Here is an 18084-nt window from a genome sequence, read left to right as displayed (position 1 = left end):
CGGCTCAGGTCGACAGGGGGTGCTGGGATGTCGACCTGGCGGGACGGGGGGTCTGTTCGATCAGAGTTTCGGTGGCTCGATCGAGGAGGTCGCAGAACTGCCTGTGCTCGGCTGGGTCACCTCCACCGCCTACGACCTGATCAACCAGCCCCATCCCGAGCGGCCCGCCGACAGCGTACGCCGCGCGCTGGAACTGGTCGGGGACGGCAGAGTCGGCGTCGACATCACGGCCGAGTACGAGCTGGCCGACGTCGAGGCCGCCATCGCCGGTCTCGCCGGCGGAGCGACCCACGGAAAGAGCGTCGTCCGGATCGGATGACGCCGGCCCCGGTCTGCCCGGGGCGCTGTCGGCCAGGCCGCCGTCGACGCCCCGGCGTGACCGTCGCCCGGTCCGCCGCCGAAGATCTCGGCGGCCCCGTCCGCCCTTGACGGCGCCGGTCAGATCGATTAGACCACAGGGAGCCCGTTGATCATCCCCCATGGAGGACGCCATGTCTGACAGAGCCTTGTTGCGACTCGCGGCACGAGCCGCGGTAGCCGCGGCCACGGCGGGTTCACTGGTCGCGTTCGGAGCCGTACCCGTCTCGGCGGCCGCGGACGCGACCGGGGACAGGCCGCCGAGGACGACGAAAGGCCCGTGCCGCTACACCGAGACCCCGGACGAGCCGGCCGCACGCAAGGTGCCGCTGCCGCCGGACCCGCGCCGTACGCCCACCCGGCGGGTCTCCGCGGTCCTCAAGACCAACCACGGTGACATCGGGCTCGCCCTCGACCCGGCCAAGGCGCCATGCACGGTGCAGAGCTTCGTGCACCTGATCCGGCACAAGTTCTACGACGTCACCTCATGCCACCGGATGACCGCCTACGACCGGCTGAAGGTGCTGCAGTGCGGCGACCCCAGCTTCACCGGCGAGGGCGGACCGGGCTACCGGTACAAGGACGAGCTGCCCACCGATCTGCCGCCGTGGCCGGGCACCCCCACCGGGGAGCGCAAGACGTACGCGCGCGGCGTGCTGGCCATGGCCAACGCCGGACCGGACACCAACGGCAGCCAGTTCTTCCTGGTCTACGGCGACTCCGGGCTGTCACCCAATTACACGATCTTCGGAACGGTCGACACCGCCGGGCTCGCCACCTTGGACCGCATCGCGGCCGGCGGCATCCAGCCCGTTCCGGAGGGCCCGACGCCGCCGGTGGACGGCAGGCCCGCCCTCCCGGTCGACATCGACGACGCCCGGGTCCGCCGCTAGCCGGTCACCCGCGGCGCCCGATCCGTGGGCGGTCCGCCACGGAGGCGCCGTCGAACGGCACCTGTCCGAGGAGGAGCGGTAGCCGCGCCGCGCGCCGGCGGGCGCGGGCGCGTCTACCGCCGAGGACGGTCTCGGACCGCGGCGTTCAGGGGCCCGGCGGGTCAACGGCCCGCCAGAAGGATCTTCAGTAGGTCCTCCGGCGCGTCCCGCATGAGGTTGTGCCCGCTGTCCAGCGCGTGCGTGGCCCACGAGGGGTCCTCACGCAGCCGCTGGTGGACCGGGGTGAACGGGGGCCGGCCGTCCCATCCCGCCGCGTACACGTAGTCCCTGCGCCGGACCCGCGCGAGGTCGCCGGTGAGCCGGAGCGGCGGCGGCCCGGTCGCGCGTCATGGGGAGCGCGTCGCGGTTTCACTCCATGTAGTCGCGCAACGCCTGGGCACGGACGGGGTGGCGGAGCTTGGCCATGGTCTTGGACTCGATCTGCCGGATCCGCTCCCGGGTCACGCCGTACACCTTGCCGATCTCGTCCAGGGTCTTCGGCTGCCCGTCGGCCAGGCCGAACCGCAGGCGCATCACGCCGGCTTCGCGTTCCGGCAGCGTGCCCAGCACCGCGTGCAACTGCTGCTGCAGCAGGGTGAAGGCCACCGCCTCCTCCGGGGCGATCGCCTCGGAGTCCTCGATCACATCGCCGAACTCGGTGTCGCCCTCGGCGCCGAGCGGGGTGTGCAGGGAGATCGGCTCACGGCCGTACTTCTGCACCTCGACGACCTTGTCGACCGGCATCTCGAGCTCGGTGGCGAGTTCGTCCGGGGACGGTTCGCGGCCGAGGGCGACCAGCATCTGGCGCTGCACCCGGGCCACCTTGTTGATCACCTCGACCATGTGCACCGGAATACGGATGGTGCGGGCCTGGTCGGCCAGTGCGCGGGTGACGGCCTGCTTGATCCACCAGGTGGCGTAGGTGGAGAACTTGAACCCCTTGGTGTAGTCGAACTTCTCCACCGCGCGGATCAGCCCGAGGTTGCCCTCCTGGATCAGGTCGGCGAAGGCCATGCCGCGGCCGGTGTGCCGCTTGGCGATCGAGACGACCAGGCGGAGGTTGGCCTCCAGCAGATGGTCCTTGGCCCGGTGACCGTCGTCGCTCAGCCACTGCAGCTCCGCCCGCATGTCGGCGGGCATCTCGGCGGGCGTCGCCCTGCCGTCCGGGCCGCCGTGCAGGCCGAGCCGCTCGGCGGCGAACACCCCGACCTCGATCCGCTGGGCGAGCTCGACCTCCTGCTCGGCCGACAGCAGGCCGACCCGGCCGATCCGCTGGAGGTAGTCCTTGACCACGTCGGCGCTGGCGCCCGCGCCCGCGGTGGGGGAGATGGGGGAGTGGTCGTCTTCCTCGTCGTGGTCGGACAGGATCAGCACATCGTCATCGGCGGTGATGGTCACGGCGGCGCACCTTCCCGGAGGTGAAAGCTGTGCCGATCACCGTACGTCCCGCGCGGGCATGCTGCGACCATCTCCCGCACATACGGGTGACCGGCCGGACCCCGGCGGGGCCGCTCGCGCCGACGGAGGGGCGTCACGGAGCGCGCGGGCGCGTGGCCGGCCGCGGTGTTCTCCGTACCTGCCGCTCGCAGTCGCTCCGTGCCTGGTGACGCGGGCCGAACGGAGGACCGGGAACGTGGTCTCAGGAGTCCGCGAACGCCTCGGCGACCCCGAGGCTGTCCTCGTACACATGGTGGCGGGTGATCAAACCGTCGTCCACGGTGAGGTGCAGCGCGAACCGTATGGTGAACCGCTTGCCGGTGGACTTCACCGTCTGCGAGGTCTCTCCCATCACCACGGCGTCCGCTCCCTCGGTGAGGACGGCCGTCACCGTCGCCGACCCCTGTCCGGGCACGCAGTGCGCCGACAGGGTGCGGTGGTGGTCGGCGACGTCGGCCCGGGTCGACCGGGGGCGGATCCAGGGCACCGTCCCGGAGGGGACGGCCGGCCAGTCGACCTGCCAGTCGACCCGCTCCGCGTACAGTTCGGCGATCTTGTCGGGGTCTCCTTCGCCGATCCGGCGGAGGAGTTCTTCAACGGTGGCACGGATGGTCATGTCGTCCTCACGGGTGTTTCCGGCCGCTGGTGGCGGAGGGCGTACGGGGGATGGCCGACCGAGGTCGGCCGGTGTGCTGGAAACGCTGTCGGGAGGCCGCGGGCGTTTCGGGCCCCGCTGCCGGTCATGACGTTACGGAAAACCGGAGGAGGCGGAATCTGGCACGGATAGGTAGTCCGGCCGCTCTCCTCGCCGCGCATTAGGTAACGGGCGGGCGTGCCCGGCTCCGAGCGGGCCGGCTTCAGCGCCTCAGCGCCCCTTGATGTGGCTGGGGCAAGGCTCCTGTCCGGCTACGCCAGGGACATCCTGTGGAGGGCGTCGATGGCGAGGCGGTAGCCGTCCACGCCGAGGCCGACGATGGTGCCGCGCGCGACGGGGGAGATGTAGGAGTGGTGCCGGAACGCCTCCCGGCGGTGCACGTTGGAGATGTGCACCTCGATGACCGGGAGCTCGGTGCCCTCGATGGCGTCGTGCAGGGCGATCGAGGTGTGGGTGTAGGCCCCGGGATTGAAGACCGCGCCGATGACCTCACCGGCCTTGACGCGCGCCCCGGCCTCGTGGATCCAGTCGATCAGCCGGCCCTCGTGGTTGGACTGGCGGAAGACCACGTCCAGACCGAGCCGGGCGGCCTCCTCGTGGCACAGGTCCTCGACGGCCGCGAGTGTCGTGGTGCCGTAGACCTCGGGCCTGCGGGTGCCGAGCAGGTTCAGGTTCGGGCCGTTGAGTATGTGGACGCTGGTCATGGGGGATCATTATCGCTCATTCGCGGGGCCGGGAGCGGCCCTGCCGGGGGTGATGTCCTGAGCGGCGTCTGCCGGATTTATTGATCTACACTGTAAAGGCATTCGGCCGGTTTCAAGTTCCGTCGCGGGCAGCCCCCATCCACTCCGCGGGCGGACGGGGGCTCGGCGGATGCCCGGAGGCCGTCCCGGTCGCCGTCCCGCTCGCCGTCCCGGTCGCACCGGCTCCGGGTGGCGGCGGCTTACGGCGGTGGCCCTATCGCTGTTCGGCGAGCCACTCGTCGAAGGTGGTCGGTGCGATGCGGGCGCCCTCGCCGGGCAGCAGCGCGTTGCCGGCCATCGCCAGGCCGAACGGCCCCGACCACGTCGGCACGAGCTTCACCGTGCGGCCGCGTGCCTCGTTGGTGCGCCGGGCCATGTCCACCAGATCCTGCGGTTCGGGTCCGGCGACGTCGGCGTGATGTCCCTGCGGCGGGCCCACCGCGATCTCGGCGAGGACGTCGGCCACGTCCGCGGGTGCGATCGGCTGTACGAGCAGGGGTGCGATCGTGGCGACACCGTCCTGTTCGGTCCAGCTTGCCACCATCGCGGCGAAGTCGTGGAACTGTGTGACCGGGACGATCGTCCACGGCACCGGTCCCGCGGCCACGAGGCGCTCCTGTTCCCGCTTGCCGGCGTAGTGCGCGTTGCCTTCGATGTGATGGATCCCGGTGATCGAGAGCAGCACGTGGTGGCGGACGCCGGCCCGTTCCTCGGCGGCGAGCAGGTTGCGCGTGGCGGTGCCGAAGTAGGCCACCGTCTCGGCCCGGTCGGTCGCCGGTCCGTTGGTGGCGTCGATGACCGCCTCGACGCCGGCCAGGGCGTCGTCGAGTCCGTCGCCGGTCGACAGGTCGACGCCGAGTGAGCGGCTGATGCGCACGACGTCGTGTCCGTCCCGTTGGAGGGCGGTGACGGTGAGGGCTCCGATGTTCCCGGTCGCGCCGGCAACTGCGATCCGCATGATGGTCTCTCCTTCTTCTGTTGCGGTGCGGACGCTATCATGGACTAAACAGGTCCACAATGTCTGCGATAGACTCGGGCCGTGAAGCTGCCTGTGAGCACTGAATGGGTTCTGCACTGCGCCACGACGCTGGCACAGCTCGATCCGGGAGCCGCGGCGTCGGCGGCGCAGCTGGCGCAGTATTACGATCTGCCGGCGGCCTATCTCACCAAGCAGTTGAAGGCGCTCGTCAGGGCCGGCCTGTTGGCCGCGACCACGGGCCCGCGGGGAGGGTTCCGGCTCGCGCGGTCCGCCTCCGAGATCACGCTCCTGCAGATCGTCGAGGCCGTCGACGGCACGTCCTCGCCGTATGAGTGCCGTGAGATCCGCCAGCAGGGGCGGGGGGCGCTGCCTCCGGAGGAGTGCCGCCGCACCTGCATTCTCGCCGAGAAAATGGCCGAGGCGCATGAGGCGTGGCGGGGGAGTCTTGCCGGGGTCACCCTCGCCGACGTCCTCGCCGCGCTGCCTCCGTCGGCGCCGTCCCGTACCCGGCTGCGTCTGTCGGGGACGGGGTAGTCCGTGCGCCGCCATGGCCGGATGCTGTCGGCTCCGGCCTCGGCCGGGCGAGGCCGGCTCCCGTCCCGGCGGGGACGGTGCGGGAGCGGGTGGCCCGCTCCCGGGGTGCGCTCACCGTTGCATTCCGTCAATTCTGTAAATTAAATGCCGATATTTCCCATTGTTCACTCAATAAACAGTAAGGATGATCTAAAGGTATAAGCTGCCGCTGTTCCTGATTTGGTGTCGTCTTTTCATCGTCGCCGCGCACCGGCAGGCCTGCGGGTCCGGTCGCCTGCCCGGTGAGGTGGCGGGCGACGCTGTTCTCCTGGCGGGGCGCGCGGACGGCACCTCCTGCGCGTGCATCTGAGATCGCGGACGGCGTGAGGCAGGTGGGGATGGCGACGCTCGGAGAACCGGATCAGGCCGCTCCCGGCGGGAGGCTCCCGGGGGCGGGCGTGGCCGGGGGCCTGCCCGGCGGGGCGGCGCGATGGTATCGCCGGGACCCGCTGGGGTTCGTCGAGCAGGCGGCCCGCGAGCGGGGTCCGGTGTTCCGACTGCCCGACGACGGGTCGCTGTGCGTGGCCGACCCGGTGGAGGCCATGCGGGTGCTGCACGACGACGAGGGCCACTACGGCGAGGTGTCCGACTTCTTCCACGTCCGCGGCGGCCGGCTGGGGCCGCGGGCGACGCAGGTCGCGATCGGGCGGGCGGCGCGCACGACGTTACGCGCCCACCTGGCCGCCCACCGCGGACGGCTGCCCGCCCTCGTGGCGGAGCTGGGGGAGGTCAGCGAGTGGCCGTCGGCCGGGCGCGCCGTCGCCTACCGGTTCCTGGCCGAGGCGCTGCTGCGCCCGGACAGCCCACCGGCGCTGCGGGAGCTGATGGCACAGGTGGTGCGGCGCGATGTCCTGATCCGTTCCGGCGGCCGGCTGGCGGGCGCGGCGCGGCGGGCGCTGTGGGCGCGCGTGGTGCGGACGGTCGCCGGCGAGGTGCGCGCCCGCCGGGCCGACCCGCGGCCCGGCCGGCTCGGCGACCTGCTGGACGCCGTGATCGGGGCGACCCCGCCCGACACGCCCGCCACGCACATCGCCCAGGTGTACCTGCTGCTGTTCCGGACCTCGGTGGCGCCGGTGGGCCACGTGGTCGCCTGGGCGCTGCTGGCGGCCGCCACCCACGGCGTCGACCTGGCGGCCGTGCCCGCGGAGTCGGCCGTACGGGAGTCGCTGCGGCTGTGGCCGGTGGCGTGGCTGCTGGGCCGCCCGGTGCACCATGCCCACCAGGTCGGCGGCGTGCTGCTGGAGCCGGGGGAGAGCGTGTCGGTCTGCGCCTACCTGCTGCACCGCGACGAACGGCACTGGCCGCGGGCCACCCGGTTCGAGCCCGGCCGGTGGGACGGCCCCGGCCCCCACGGGCCCTACCTGCCCTTCGGTGGCGGTCCGTTCACCTGCGCCGGCGCCGCCGTCGCCCAGACCCTGGCCACCGATCTGCTCGCCGCTGTGACCGACGGCGCCCGCCTGGAGGTGCGCGGCGGCCATGGACGTCCCCATGCCGCGGGCATCATCACCCCTCCCCGCTTCCAGCTGCGCCGGACCCCACACCAGACCCCCTGACCACCATCGGTCACCAGGAAAGGAGGTGAACTCCATGAGGAAGCTGCTGCGCCGGGTTACCGGCCGCCGGGTCAACCGGCAGGCATGGCACATCTGGTAAGCCTTCTCCCGCCGGCCGCGCCGGGCCCGACAGCCCGGCGCGGCCTTCTGACCCGGCGCGAGTCCGACGGGACAGCCGCGCCCAGGAGGCGCACATGTCGCATGTGGACGAGACGCTGGCGGCCTACGAGACCATCGCGGCCCGGTACGACGAGCTGAACGCGCAGATGGACACCGCCGCTCTGGTGGACCGCTACGTGGAGGCGGCGGATCGGTACGGGTCGGGTGGGCGGCGGCTGCTGGACGCCGGGTGCGGGACCGGCCGCAGCAGCGTGGCCTTTCGCGAGCGAGGGTTCGAGGTGACCGGCTACGACCTGTCCCCGGCGATGGCGGCGATGGCCCGGCGCCGGCCCGGGGCCGAGGGGATCGAGTTCCTGGTGGGACAGCTGCAGGAGCCCCCACCCGGGCTGAGCGGCTTCGACGTGGTCGCCTGCGTGGATCTGCCGATGGCGTACCTGACCGCCACGGACCAGCTGCGGCGGGCGTTGGCGGCCGCGCGCGACCAGCTCGCCGAGGACGGGGTGCTGGTCTTCGACCTGATCACCATCGGCTACTACCGGCGCGCGTTCGGCGTCCCCGCGATCGCCGACCGGGGGGACCGGTACGTGGCGTGGTTCGCGCTGTCCCCGCCGATCGAGGCCGACACGGTCGTGGTCACTCAGTTCGACCTGTTCGAGCGGGCCGGTACGGGCTGGGAGCGGGTGTCGATGCGGCACGTGCAGCGGCACCACTCCGACCGGACGGTGCGCCGGGTGGCCGAGCGGGCCGGGCTGCGCGTCGTGGCCACCCGCGGGCTGGTGGGGACGGCGGCGCGGGAGCCGGCCGACGAGGACGACCACGACCGGATCCTGTACGTCGCCCGCCGGGCCTGCTGAGCACGCCCGCGCCCCGCGCCGCCGGGTGGTGGAGCGCACGTTCATCCCGGCCGGACGGCTACCGCCGCCCGGCCGGGGACGGCGGACACCCGTCCGCCGCCCGGGAGAGCACGATCCACCCGGCCGTGGTCATCGCGCTGCTTCCTGGCCTCGCCCGAGTGCCCGCCCGAGGTTCTCCGACATCCTCTACGCAGCGCCGAGCGTGACCGGGAGGGCGGCCAGCCGGCTCCCCTGGATGCCGCCGACGGTGATCTGCCGCAGGTCGGCGAAGGGCACCGCCAGGCGTGCGTCGGGGAAGTCGGTCCGCAGGACCTCCACGATCGCGCTCAGCTCGAGGTGGGCGAGCTGGGCGCCGGTGCAGTAGTGCGGGCCGGCGCCGAAGGCGAGGTCGGGCCCGGCGGGCCGGCCCGGGTCGGTGTTGATGCCCCGGATGTCGACGAGCACCGGGGAGCGGGCGGGCAGCCCTACCCCGGCGAGCTCGACGTCGGTGGCGGTGAATCGCCAGAGGGTGAAGGGGGCGGGCGGGTGCAGGCGCAGCGTCTCCCGGACGAGCTCGTCGGTCGGGGGCCTGTCCGCGGCGCGGTCGGGGTCGAGGAGGTGGGCGAGCAGGAAGCCCAGCACCGCGTCGGTGGTGAGCTGCCCGGCGTAGATCAGCGTGAAGAGCAGGTAGTGCACCTGCTCCTCGGTCATCTCGGCGGGGACGCGATCGCGCAGCTCGACGGCGATGCCGTCCTGGCCGTCGCGGAGTGCGGCGGCGGCCAGTTCCGCGAAGGCGGCCATGGCCGCCGCCACATCCTGGGGGCGGTTGCTGTGCATCCCCCGGCAGGCCGCCATGGCCTGGTCCACCATGTCCAGCGGTATGCCGAGGACTTCTGAGACGACGGTGAGGGGGAAGCGCGTGGTGAGGTCGGCCATCAGGTCGACCGTTTCGCCGGTGGCGGCGAGTTCGGCGAGCAGTGTGCGGGCGATCGTCGTGATCGGCCCGTGGTGGTCCCGCATCCGCCGGGCGGTGAACAGCGGGGCGTGCGCGCGGCGTAGCCGCTCGTGCGGTGGGCCGTCGAGGGTGGTGAGCGACGGCTGCGCGGCGGCGGTGGGTTCGAGGCCCGCGCTCCGGGGGTCCCAGTGCGCCGGCGCGTAGGCGGGGTCCTTCACGATGTCGGGATGTGCGAGGACCTCGCGGGCCAGCGCGTAGTCGGTGACGATCCACACCGGGCCGCCCGCGGGGGCGTCAGCGTGGACGATCGGGCCCAGGGCGCGCAGGGCGGCGTGGGCGGGATGGGGCTCGCCGATGCCGCGGACGGTGGCGGCGAAGGGGTCGAGCTCGGCGTGGGGCGCGTTCGGCATCGGGGCTCCTCGGGGCGCTTCTGGATCTTGGCGGGTGGGGCGAGGACGGGTCATCGGCGGGCGGAAGGCGGGGGGATGGAGCAGATACTTCCACCATGAGTTAATTCCATGGCAATGTAATTCCGCCGTAAAATATTCTTGTGGCGGTAGATTGTCAACACGGCCGCCGGCGCGGATCGCCGCCAGGAGAGGGAGGACCTGATGGAGGAGCAGATGCTCGGCGCTGTCGCGGCGCAGCGCGAACGGCTGGCGGAAGAGCTCAGGGCCTACGGGGCGAGCTTCACCGAGCTGGGCCGCCGCTTCGCCACCGTGCTGGGCGTGCACGCCACCGACGCCTTCGCTCTCCTGGAGATCGCCTCCGCCGAGGAGAGGGGCGCCCCGCTGTCCCCGGCCCTGCTCAGCAAGCGCATCTCACTGTCCCTGGGGGCCATGAGCGCGCTGCTGAACCGCCTCGAACAGGCCGGCCACATCACCCGCACCCGCGAACACGCAGACCGGCGGATCGTCACCCTGCGCAGCTGCGGGCACGTCGGCAAGCTCGCCGGCGAGTTCTTCGGGCCGGTCAACGGACGCCAGGACGCCATCCTGTCCCAGTACCCCCCCGAACTGCTTCGGCAGTTCGAGACCTTCCTGACCCAGCTGCGCACCAGCCTGGAGGCCGAGCTCGCGCAACAGGGGCGGGACGCCTGAGGGTGCGTGTGCCGTCCCGGGCGGGGTTCCGGTGCCGGCGTCGAGCACGATCTCACCGACGTCGGTAGCCGGGCCGTACTTGCCTGCAGAGAATGTCAAGCGGCATTAGATCATGACAAAAGAGTTGTCAGATGCTCGTACATGCCGTTTCCGGACTCCGCTTGCCGAGCACGATGTGATCACATGCCGGGACCCCGTCCAGGCCGGGGCGCGCTGAGGGAGATCGCAGTGTTGAAGAGCCGTTTCTGCGCCCTGTGGGCGGGGGCCGCCGTTGCCATCGTGTCCACGGTGCCGGCCGCGCCCTCGGCGGCCGACACGTGCGCTCCGTCGACCACGTGCGCCACGACGGTGACCTTCACCGTGATCGCGGACGACGGGCTGGAGATCACCGTGCCCGACGGCCCGGTCGCCATCGGCAGCGGCCCGCCGGGCACGCAGATCAGCGGGCCGCTCGGCGCGGTCACGGTGTCCGACGAGCGGGCTGCGCTCAGCGCCACCTGGACGGCGACCGTGTGGGGCACGGCTTTCACCACGGGCGGCGGAACGGGCTCGGAGACCGTCCCGACCACGGCGGTCTCCTACTGGTCGGGTCCGGCGACGGCCACCACCGGCACCGGTACCTTCGTCCCCGGTCAGCCCGACGCCGCCGACGCGGAGGTGCTGGACGTGCCCTACACCGCGTTCAGTAAGACGACCGGGTCGGGCGACAACTCCGCCACCTGGGACCCCACCATCGTGATCGACATCCCCGCTCAGGCGGTGGCGGGCACCTACACCGGCACGATCAGCCACTCCGTGGCCTGATCCGCGCTCGGCGAGGGAGTGGGGCTCGCCGGAGCCGCAGGCGGCCGGAGGGGCTGTCACCGGTGGGCCCGGCCAGGGGAGCCGGGCGCGCTCGGGGCTCGGCCCGCTTCGGCGGATCACCTCCTGCCTCGGCCGAACGCCACCTCGACGACCCGGCGGGCCAGCAGGCGGGCGGGGTCGAGAACCGGGACGGGGACGCGGGAGCCGTCCAGGGCAAGGACGAGCTCGGTGCACGCGGTGACGATCCGCTCCGCGCCGCGATCGGCGAGGGAGCGGGAGACCTCCGCCAGCGCCCGCCGGTGGGCCGGTTGGACGCCGCCGCCCTTGACGGCGCCGATGGCGGCCATGACGTGCTGCTGGCCGGGCCGGTCCGGCTCGACCACCGCCACGCCGCGCCGTCGCAGAGCCCGCGCGTACAGGCCCGCGTGCAGGGTGCCCGAGGTGGCCAGCACGCCGGCCGCGCGGACGCCGCCGGCGGCGAGGGCGTCGGCGGTGACCTCGATGATGCTCACCAGCTCCAGCCCGGCCTCCTCCGCCAGGTGCGGGACGAAGGCGTGCGCGGTGTTGCAGGGTACGGCGAGCACCTCGCACCCGGCCCGCTTCAGCGCCTCGATGCCGCGCCGCAGGTACGGGGTCGGGTCCTCGCCGCCGCCGAGCAGGCTCAGGGAACGGTCGGGGACGCGGGGGTCGCCCCAGATGACGACGGGCACGTGCCCCTGGTCGCAGGCGGCGGCCGTCTCCTCCACGAGCTTGCCGTAGAAGTCGACGGTGGCCGCCGGGCCCATGCCGCCCAGGACGCCGACCAGCCGGGCCCCGCTCGCCGGGCTCCCGCGACGGCGGCGCGGCCGGGCGGCGCGCAGGGCGGGGGCCCCGTCGGCCGCCGCGGCCGTGCCGCCGCTGACGGGGGCGCCGGCGAGCGGGTCCAGGCCGGGTCCGGGGTCGACGCCCCGCCCTCCGGCCGGTATCAGGTCGCGGTCGCGGGAGCGAGCCATCGAAAAGCGTCCTCTCCTTCGCGGCGGGTCGGAAGGCGGGCCCGGGGGTCGGGGACGGCCGCCGGCACAAGGATCGAGGGATAAGGTGAGCCCGCTGTCCGGATGCAGCAATCCGTCATCAGAGGAGTAGTCGTGCAGGATTCCGGCATCGAGCCCCAGCGGTTGCTGTCGGAGGCCGACCTCGAACTCATCGACGCCCTCCAGATCAACCCGCGGGCCAGCTGGGCCGACATCGGGGCGGCGACCGGCGCGGACCCGGTGACGGCGGCGCGGCGCTGGCGGCGGCTGAACAGCGCGGGGGAGGCGTGGACCACCGTCGCTCTGGGGCAGCGCCAGATGCACGCGATGAGCATGGCGTTCCTGGAGATCGACTGCGCGGCCGGGGCGGCGGTCGAGGTCGCGGACACCCTCGCCAGGGCGGGGCACCTCATCACCGTGCAGCACGTCGCCGCCGGTCACGACCTTTTCGTGATCGCCGTCGCCGCGTCGATGCCGGCACTGGCGGACTACGTGCTCACGGACCTGCCGCGGGTGCCGGGCGTGGCGAAGGTGCGCACCCATGTCGCCACGCGCGTCTTCGAGGCCTCGTGCCGTTGGCGGCTGCGCGTACTGCCGCCCCGGTCGGCGGGGGCGCTGGCCAGGCGAGCCGGGCCGGCGGAGTCCACCAGGCCGATGGACGAGGTCGACCGGCTGCTGTTCAAGGCCCTGCTCGCCGACGGCCGCGCCGGTTACTCCGAGCTGGCCGCGGCCGTCGGCGTCTCCGAACGCACGGTGCAGCGCAGGCTGTCACGGCTGGTGGCGACCGGCGACATCGACTTCCGCTGCGACCTGGCGCGCTCGCACGCGGGCTGGCACTCCTCGGCGGTGCTGTGGCTGCGGATGCCGGACGGGCTGCTGGAGGAGACGGGCCGGGCGCTGCTCGACTGGCCGGAGACGCGGACGTGCGCGGCGCTGGCGGGGGCCCGCAACCTGCTCCTCACCGTCGGCCTGCACGGCGTCTGGGACCTGCACCCGCTGGTGGTGCGCCTTGAGGAGCGGTTCCCGTACGTGAGCGTCGTCGACCGGCAGATCGTCCTGCGGCAGTCGAAGCTCTACGGGCGGATCCTCGACCGCCTCGGCCGCTGCACGGGCGTCGTCGCGGTGGACCCGTGGAGCCTGTCGCCGCGCCTGTGAGGTTCAGCGCGGCACGGGGATCGCGCCTCCCCGGGCCTCCCAGCACAGGCCGGCCCGCAGCACGTCGGCCTCGCTGCGCCCCACCACCTGCAGGTCTCCGGCGGCCAGCGCGGGCAGGCCGAGCGCGGACACGACGGCGGTGAGCCGGCCGACCTCGCCGCGGACGGCGGCCTCGTCGCACCCGGCCCGCGGCGCGGGGCCGCCGAGCGTCGGTGTGATCAGGACGTCGAGGCCGGACATCTCCGCGGAGAACCCGGCCCGGAGGGCCGAAAGCCGCTCGACGGCCCGGCGGTACTCCCGGTGGCCGATCCCGGCGGCGTCCTCCAGCTTCCGCCGCACGCCCGCGCTGTAGTCGGCGGCGTTCCTCGGGTAGGTGGCCTCGTGGGTGCGCCGGGCCTGCGCGCCCACGATCGTCCAGTACGGGGCGAGGATCTCGTACGGCAGGGCGATCTCGCGGACCGTGGCGCCCAGGTCGGCGAACTCCCCGGCCTGCGCGCATCCCTCGGCGACGCCGACGACCAGTCCCGACAGCGAGCTCGGCGGCTCGACGGCCTGTCCGCCGAGCACCCGCCACACGCGTGCGCAGTCGGCGACCGAGGTGGCCATCGGCCCGACCACGTCGAACATCGGGGCGAGGGGCGCGACCCCCTCGGCGGGCAGGGCGCCGACCCTCGGGCGCAGCCCGACCACGCCGCAGCAGGCCGCCGGGATCCGTACCGAGCCGCCGGTGTCCGTGCCGAGGCCGATCCGGGCGATCCCGGCGGCCAGCGCCGCCGCCGTGCCGCCGCTGGACCCGCCGGGAGCCAGGTGCCCGTGGCGCGGGTTGCGTACATCCCCCCAGTGCGGGTTCTCACTGGTGACGCCCCAGGCGAACTCGTGCTGGTTGGCCTTGCCGACCAGGAGCGCCCCGGCGCGCTCCAGCAGTTCGACACAGGGGGCGGTGGTCAGCGCCTCCTGGCCGCCGTACAGGGCGGACCCGCGGGTGGTGCGGAGCCCGGCGACATCGATCATGTCCTTGACCACGAACGTCCAGGCCCACAGCTCGGGCGGGGCGGCGGGCACCGGCCGGTCGCGGCGTGCGAGCCGGTCGATGACCGGCTCGGCGCCGGACTCGATGAGGATGTTGTGCCCGCTGTGCAGGCGGATGGCCTCGGCGGATCTGGCGATCGCCGCCTGGTGTTCCACGGTCAGGGACCTCCTAACGCCCGCCCCAGCCGACGTGGGGCCGGCCGGTGACGGCCGGCGCGACGGGGTCGTCGCCGGCCGCGCCCATGATCCGGCACATGCTGGCAGATCCGCCGTTGTCCGTCGAGTGCGGGGCCGGCGCCGTCACCGGGCGCGGGGCCGTACCGGTCAGAGCGCCAGTGCGTCCAGCAGGGACCGCAGGCGGGCGGTCTCGCGGTCGGGGCGGATGAGGGTGAAGATGCTGCGGCTGGTGTTCAGCCACGGCACGTCGGCGACCACGACGTCCGGGCTGTGCCCGCGCAGCGCGAGGTCGGGGACGAACGCCGCGCCCATCCCCGCCTCGATCATGGCTATTGTGATCTTGAAGTCGTCGGAGTGGCCGGCCACCCGGGGGTGCAGGCTCCAGCGGGCGAACACGCCGTCGAAGAAGGAGGCGTCGCTGCTGGCCGGGTGGTGTGTGATCCAGGGCAGGTCGGCGAGCTGCTCGGCCCGGTAGGGCGCCAGGTCGGGCCAGCCGCGGGGCAGGACGACCTTGTAGCGGTCCTCGGCGATCCAGCGCCGGTCCAGCGTCGACGGCCATGACAGGCCCGCGTTCCCCACCTGGTAGACGATCGCCGCGTCCATCTCGCCACCGGCGCCCAGACGCGGGATGAGCTGGGAGGACTCGGCGACCGAGACCCTGATGCCGGCGCGCTCCTGCGGTTGCATCCGCCGCAGGACGCCGGTCAGCACGTCGGCGAAGCTGGGGAAGATGCCCAGGTGGATCTGCCCCTCGCTGTTCCTGTGCACGGCCTGGACGGTGGCGACCATGCGCTCGATGTCGATGAGCACGCTCTCCGCGTGCCTGGCCAGCACTTCGGCGGCGTCGGTGGGCAGCACGCTGTGGGCTGAGCGGTCGAACAGCTTCACTCCCATCTGCCGCTCCAGCGCGGCCATCTGCTGGGAGACGGCTGAGGAGGTGTAGCCGAGCCGGTTGGCGGCGGCGGCGAAGGAGCCCAGGTGAACGACCTCACGCAGGGTGCGCAGGTGCTCGGGCTTCAGCATCAGGGTTCCTTGCTCTCAGGGTTGCTAAATGTCGTGTTTATAGCGCTTCCGACTTCTTTTCGCCACTCCTACAGTGATGGCCACCGTCACTCGAGCCCTAGAGAGTCACATGAGCATCCGCGTGTACCGAAACGCCGTCATCCGCACCGGAGACAGCGGCAATCCGCTGGCCCAGGCCATGGCCGTGGACGGCGGGCGGCTGCTGGCCGTCGGCACGGAGGCGCGGGTGCGCGAGGCCGTGGGCGGGGCGGCGGAGCTGATCGACCTGGAGGGCGCCGCGGTGCTCCCCGGGTTCTACGACGCCCACATCCACACCGCGCAGTACGCCCAGAGCCTGGACGCGGTGGACCTGCGCGAGGTGCGCTCCCTGGAGGAGGCGCTGGCCAAGGTGGCCGCGCACGCGGCGCGGCTGAGACCGGGCGCCTGGCTGTTCGGCGGCCGGTGGAACAGCAACACCTGGGATCCGCCGGCGCAGCCCGACAGGTACGCGCTGGACTCGGTCTGCCCCGAGCTGCCGGTCGCGCTGCCCAGCGTGGACGGCCACACGGTGTGGGCCAACTCCGCGGCCCTGCGGCTGGCCGGCATCGACGCCGGCACTCCCGACCCGGTGGGCGGTGAGATCGTCCGGGACCCGGGCGGGGAGCCCACCGGCATCCTGCGCGAGTCGGCCTCCTACCCGCTGCGCGACCTCATGGTCTCCGCCGACCTGCGCGAGCAGTTGCGCGCCGGGCAGGAGGAGCTGCTCGCGCTCGGCCTGACCAGCGTGCACGACATCGACGGCGAGGACTGCCGGGCCGCCTACCTGGAGCTGCGCGAGGCCGGTGAGTTGAAGCTACGCGTGCACAAGGCGATCCCGATGATCCATCTGGAGGCGGCCATCGCCGAGGGGCGCCGTACCGGGCAGGGCGACGACTGGTTCCGCACCGGGCCGGTGAAGATCTTCAGCGACGGGGCGCTGGGCTCGCACACCTGCCACATGAGCGAGTCCTTCGCCGGCCAGCAGGGCAACGTGGGCATCGCGGTCACGCCGTACGAGGACCTGGTCAGGCTGTTCGGCGCGGCCGCGGGGGCCGGCATCGCGGTGGCCACGCACGCCATCGGGGACCAGGCCAACCACCTGGTCATCGACGCCTACGAGGCCGTCGGCCGCACGGCGGGGCTGCGGCACCGCATCGAGCACGCCCAGCACCTGCGGCCCGGCGACCTGGCCAGAATGGCCAGGCTGGGCATCGCCGCCTCGATGCAGCCCGTGCACTGCACCAGCGACATCGACCTGGTCGACTCCCTGCTGGCCGGGCAGGAGCTGGCCTCCTACGCCTGGCGCGGGATGCTGAACGTCGGCGTCGCGCTGGCCTTCGGCTCCGACGCCCCGGTCGAGCACCCCAACCCCTTCGCCGCGCTGTACGCCGCGGTGACCCGCACCCGCGCCGACGGCACGCCCGCCGGCGGCTGGCAGCCCGAGCAGCGGCTGAGCATGAGCGAGGCCCTCACCGCCCACACCCTCGGCGCGGCCTACGCCGCGGGCGAGGAGGACCTCAAGGGTGTCCTCGCGCCCGGCAAGCTCGCCGACTTCATCGCGGTGGACACCGACCCCTTCGTGGAGTCACCGGATGCGCTGCTGCGCACCAAGGTCATGACCACCGTCGTCGGCGGCGAAGTCCGCTGGCAGCAATCCTGAAGGAGCACCCCCCGTTGAACACCCGGATTCTCACCGCGCTCGCCGCCGGCGCGCTGCTGGCCGCCACCGCGGCCTGCGGCGCCCAGTCCCTCGACGGCGGCGGCGCGTCCGGCACGTCGGCCGCGGCGCCGGCCGTCGTCCTCGACCAGGCCCCCGCCGAGGAGAAGGCGGCCGACGTCATCAACGCCATCACTCCCGACGAGAGCCTCGCCGCCAAGGCGCCGGCGAGCCTGAGAGCCGACGGTCTGAAGGTCGTCTCCTCCATCGGCTACCCGCCGATGGAGCTGTTCGCCAGCGACGGCAAGACGCCGATCGGGTTCGACCCCGCCCTGGCCAGGGCCATCGCCAGGAAGCTCGGCGTCAAGGTGACCATCACCGACGAGGAGTTCAACTCGCAGATCCCCGGCGTGCTCACCGGCCGCTACGACTTCGTCATCTCCTCGATGACCGACAACCCCGAGCGGCAGGGCCAGGTCACCTTCGTCGACTATGTGCAGGCGGGTTCGGGGATGCTGGTCAAGGCGGGCAACCCGGCCGGCATCTCCGGACCGAAGGACCTGTGCGGCAAGACGGTCTCCGTCGTCGACAACGGCTCCTCGATGGAGCTGGCCGAGAGCTACGACGCCGACTGCAAGAAGGACGGCAAGGCCGCGGTGGACATCCTGAAGTTCCCCGGCGACACGGAGGCCATGCTCCAGGTGAGCAACGGCCGCGCGCAGGCCACCGTCACCGACTACGTGGTGGCCGCCTACAAGTCCGCCGATCCCAAGCTCGCCATGGAGGCGATCACCCTCGAAGGCACCGAGAGCCCGTGGGGCATCGGGATGAAGCCGGACAACAAGGAGCTCATCGAGTCCGTCAAGGGCGCGCTGGACGCGCTCATCCAGAGCGGCGAGTACGGCAAGCTGCTCGCGGCGTGGAACCTCGACAAGCTGGCCGTCCAGTCCGCTGTGATCAACGGCGGTAAGTGA

Annotated in this window: 18 protein-coding genes and 1 pseudogene; 10 read left to right on the top strand and 9 right to left on the bottom strand. The window is 72.8% G+C overall.

Features of this window, described 5'->3' with window-relative positions:
- Positions 1–103 precede the first annotated feature (103 nt).
- Positions 104–319, top strand: a complete 216-nt coding sequence (locus tag J2S55_RS43555; RefSeq protein WP_306873567.1) for a zinc-binding dehydrogenase — start codon at positions 104–106, stop codon at positions 317–319.
- A 172-nt stretch (positions 320–491) separates the two neighbouring features.
- Positions 492–1250, top strand: coding sequence for a peptidylprolyl isomerase (locus J2S55_RS43550; protein ID WP_306873565.1), 759 nt, complete (start codon positions 492–494; stop codon positions 1248–1250).
- Positions 1251–1411: 161 nt separating this feature from the next.
- Here the strand turns inward: J2S55_RS43550 and J2S55_RS43545 are convergent, their stop codons facing one another.
- The 5 genes and pseudogenes from J2S55_RS43545 to J2S55_RS43525 form a co-directional block, all read right to left on the bottom strand.
- Complete coding sequence (locus J2S55_RS43545) at positions 1412–1570, bottom strand: hypothetical protein (protein WP_306873563.1); 159 nt, start codon at positions 1568–1570, stop codon at positions 1412–1414.
- An 88-nt stretch (positions 1571–1658) separates the two neighbouring features.
- Positions 1659–2672 (bottom strand): annotated as a pseudogene (locus J2S55_RS43540) (RNA polymerase sigma factor); the annotation flags it as partial.
- Positions 2673–2928: 256 nt separating this feature from the next.
- Positions 2929–3342, bottom strand: a complete 414-nt coding sequence (locus J2S55_RS43535) for a nuclear transport factor 2 family protein (protein WP_306873561.1) — start codon at positions 3340–3342, stop codon at positions 2929–2931.
- Between the two features lie 290 nt (positions 3343–3632).
- Complete coding sequence (aroQ, locus tag J2S55_RS43530) at positions 3633–4085, bottom strand: type II 3-dehydroquinate dehydratase (RefSeq protein ID WP_306873559.1); 453 nt, start codon at positions 4083–4085, stop codon at positions 3633–3635.
- A 253-nt stretch (positions 4086–4338) separates the two neighbouring features.
- On the bottom strand, positions 4339–5082 hold the full coding sequence (locus J2S55_RS43525) for an SDR family oxidoreductase (protein WP_306873557.1): 744 nt from the start codon (positions 5080–5082) through the stop codon (positions 4339–4341).
- An 81-nt stretch (positions 5083–5163) separates the two neighbouring features.
- Here J2S55_RS43525 and J2S55_RS43520 point away from each other — a divergent pair, with 81 nt between their 5' ends.
- From J2S55_RS43520 to J2S55_RS43510, 3 genes are all read left to right on the top strand, one after another.
- Entirely contained in the window at positions 5164–5637 is a 474-nt protein-coding gene (locus tag J2S55_RS43520; protein WP_306873556.1) for an RrF2 family transcriptional regulator, read from the top strand.
- Positions 5638–6014: 377 nt separating this feature from the next.
- Positions 6015–7229, top strand: a complete 1215-nt coding sequence (locus tag J2S55_RS43515; RefSeq protein WP_306873554.1) for a cytochrome P450 — start codon at positions 6015–6017, stop codon at positions 7227–7229.
- A 194-nt stretch (positions 7230–7423) separates the two neighbouring features.
- Entirely contained in the window at positions 7424–8203 is a 780-nt protein-coding gene (locus J2S55_RS43510) for a class I SAM-dependent DNA methyltransferase (protein WP_306873552.1), read from the top strand.
- Between the two features lie 186 nt (positions 8204–8389).
- Here J2S55_RS43510 and J2S55_RS43505 read toward each other — a convergent pair whose 3' ends face one another.
- A complete protein-coding gene (locus J2S55_RS43505) occupies positions 8390–9547 on the bottom strand; it encodes a cytochrome P450 (RefSeq protein ID WP_306873550.1) in 1158 nt (385 codons plus the stop codon).
- Positions 9548–9748: 201 nt separating this feature from the next.
- On the opposite strand from J2S55_RS43505, the gene J2S55_RS43500 reads away from it, so the two are divergent.
- Complete coding sequence (locus tag J2S55_RS43500; RefSeq protein WP_306873548.1) at positions 9749–10237, top strand: MarR family winged helix-turn-helix transcriptional regulator; 489 nt, start codon at positions 9749–9751, stop codon at positions 10235–10237.
- A 228-nt stretch (positions 10238–10465) separates the two neighbouring features.
- Positions 10466–11041: a hypothetical protein gene (locus tag J2S55_RS43495; protein ID WP_306873546.1), complete on the top strand. Its 576-nt coding sequence runs from the start codon at positions 10466–10468 to the stop codon at positions 11039–11041.
- A 116-nt stretch (positions 11042–11157) separates the two neighbouring features.
- On the opposite strand, the gene cuyB is transcribed toward J2S55_RS43495, so the two are convergent.
- A complete protein-coding gene (gene cuyB / locus J2S55_RS43490) occupies positions 11158–12033 on the bottom strand; it encodes a cysteate racemase (protein ID WP_306873544.1) in 876 nt (291 codons plus the stop codon).
- Positions 12034–12165: 132 nt separating this feature from the next.
- Between cuyB and J2S55_RS43485 the strand changes: the two genes are divergently transcribed.
- A complete protein-coding gene (locus tag J2S55_RS43485) occupies positions 12166–13206 on the top strand; it encodes an Lrp/AsnC family transcriptional regulator (protein ID WP_306873541.1) in 1041 nt (346 codons plus the stop codon).
- 3 nt (positions 13207–13209) lie between these two features.
- Here the strand turns inward: J2S55_RS43485 and J2S55_RS43480 are convergent, their stop codons facing one another.
- Positions 13210–14391, bottom strand: coding sequence for an amidase (locus tag J2S55_RS43480; RefSeq protein WP_306873538.1), 1182 nt, complete (start codon positions 14389–14391; stop codon positions 13210–13212).
- A 168-nt stretch (positions 14392–14559) separates the two neighbouring features.
- On the bottom strand, positions 14560–15435 hold the full coding sequence (locus tag J2S55_RS43475) for a LysR family transcriptional regulator (RefSeq protein ID WP_306873536.1): 876 nt from the start codon (positions 15433–15435) through the stop codon (positions 14560–14562).
- Between the two features lie 109 nt (positions 15436–15544).
- On the opposite strand from J2S55_RS43475, the gene J2S55_RS43470 reads away from it, so the two are divergent.
- Positions 15545–17113: an amidohydrolase gene (locus J2S55_RS43470; RefSeq protein WP_306873532.1), complete on the top strand. Its 1569-nt coding sequence runs from the start codon at positions 15545–15547 to the stop codon at positions 17111–17113.
- A 14-nt stretch (positions 17114–17127) separates the two neighbouring features.
- Positions 17128–18084, top strand: coding sequence for an ABC transporter substrate-binding protein (locus J2S55_RS43465; protein WP_306873531.1), 957 nt, complete (start codon positions 17128–17130; stop codon positions 18082–18084).

Source organism: Streptosporangium brasiliense, from assembly GCF_030811595.1.
GTDB classification, from domain to species: domain Bacteria; phylum Actinomycetota; class Actinomycetes; order Streptosporangiales; family Streptosporangiaceae; genus Streptosporangium; species Streptosporangium brasiliense.
Note: the sequence above shows the minus strand (reverse complement) of the source record. Positions and strands in the feature narration are given on the sequence as shown.

Coding starts and splice junctions, on each gene's coding strand:
- J2S55_RS43470 (WP_306873532.1), top strand. CDS start 15,545: ATGAGCATCCGCGTGTACCGAAACGCCGTCATCCGCACCGGAGACAGC.
- J2S55_RS43500 (WP_306873548.1), top strand. CDS start 9,749: ATGGAGGAGCAGATGCTCGGCGCTGTCGCGGCGCAGCGCGAACGGCTG.
- cuyB (WP_306873544.1), bottom strand. CDS start 12,033: ATGGCTCGCTCCCGCGACCGCGACCTGATACCGGCCGGAGGGCGGGGC.
- J2S55_RS43515 (WP_306873554.1), top strand. CDS start 6,015: ATGGCGACGCTCGGAGAACCGGATCAGGCCGCTCCCGGCGGGAGGCTC.
- J2S55_RS43475 (WP_306873536.1), bottom strand. CDS start 15,435: ATGCTGAAGCCCGAGCACCTGCGCACCCTGCGTGAGGTCGTTCACCTG.
- J2S55_RS43525 (WP_306873557.1), bottom strand. CDS start 5,082: ATGCGGATCGCAGTTGCCGGCGCGACCGGGAACATCGGAGCCCTCACC.
- J2S55_RS43550 (WP_306873565.1), top strand. CDS start 492: ATGTCTGACAGAGCCTTGTTGCGACTCGCGGCACGAGCCGCGGTAGCC.
- J2S55_RS43505 (WP_306873550.1), bottom strand. CDS start 9,547: ATGCCGAACGCGCCCCACGCCGAGCTCGACCCCTTCGCCGCCACCGTC.
- aroQ (WP_306873559.1), bottom strand. CDS start 4,085: ATGACCAGCGTCCACATACTCAACGGCCCGAACCTGAACCTGCTCGGC.
- J2S55_RS43510 (WP_306873552.1), top strand. CDS start 7,424: ATGTCGCATGTGGACGAGACGCTGGCGGCCTACGAGACCATCGCGGCC.
- J2S55_RS43535 (WP_306873561.1), bottom strand. CDS start 3,342: ATGACCATCCGTGCCACCGTTGAAGAACTCCTCCGCCGGATCGGCGAA.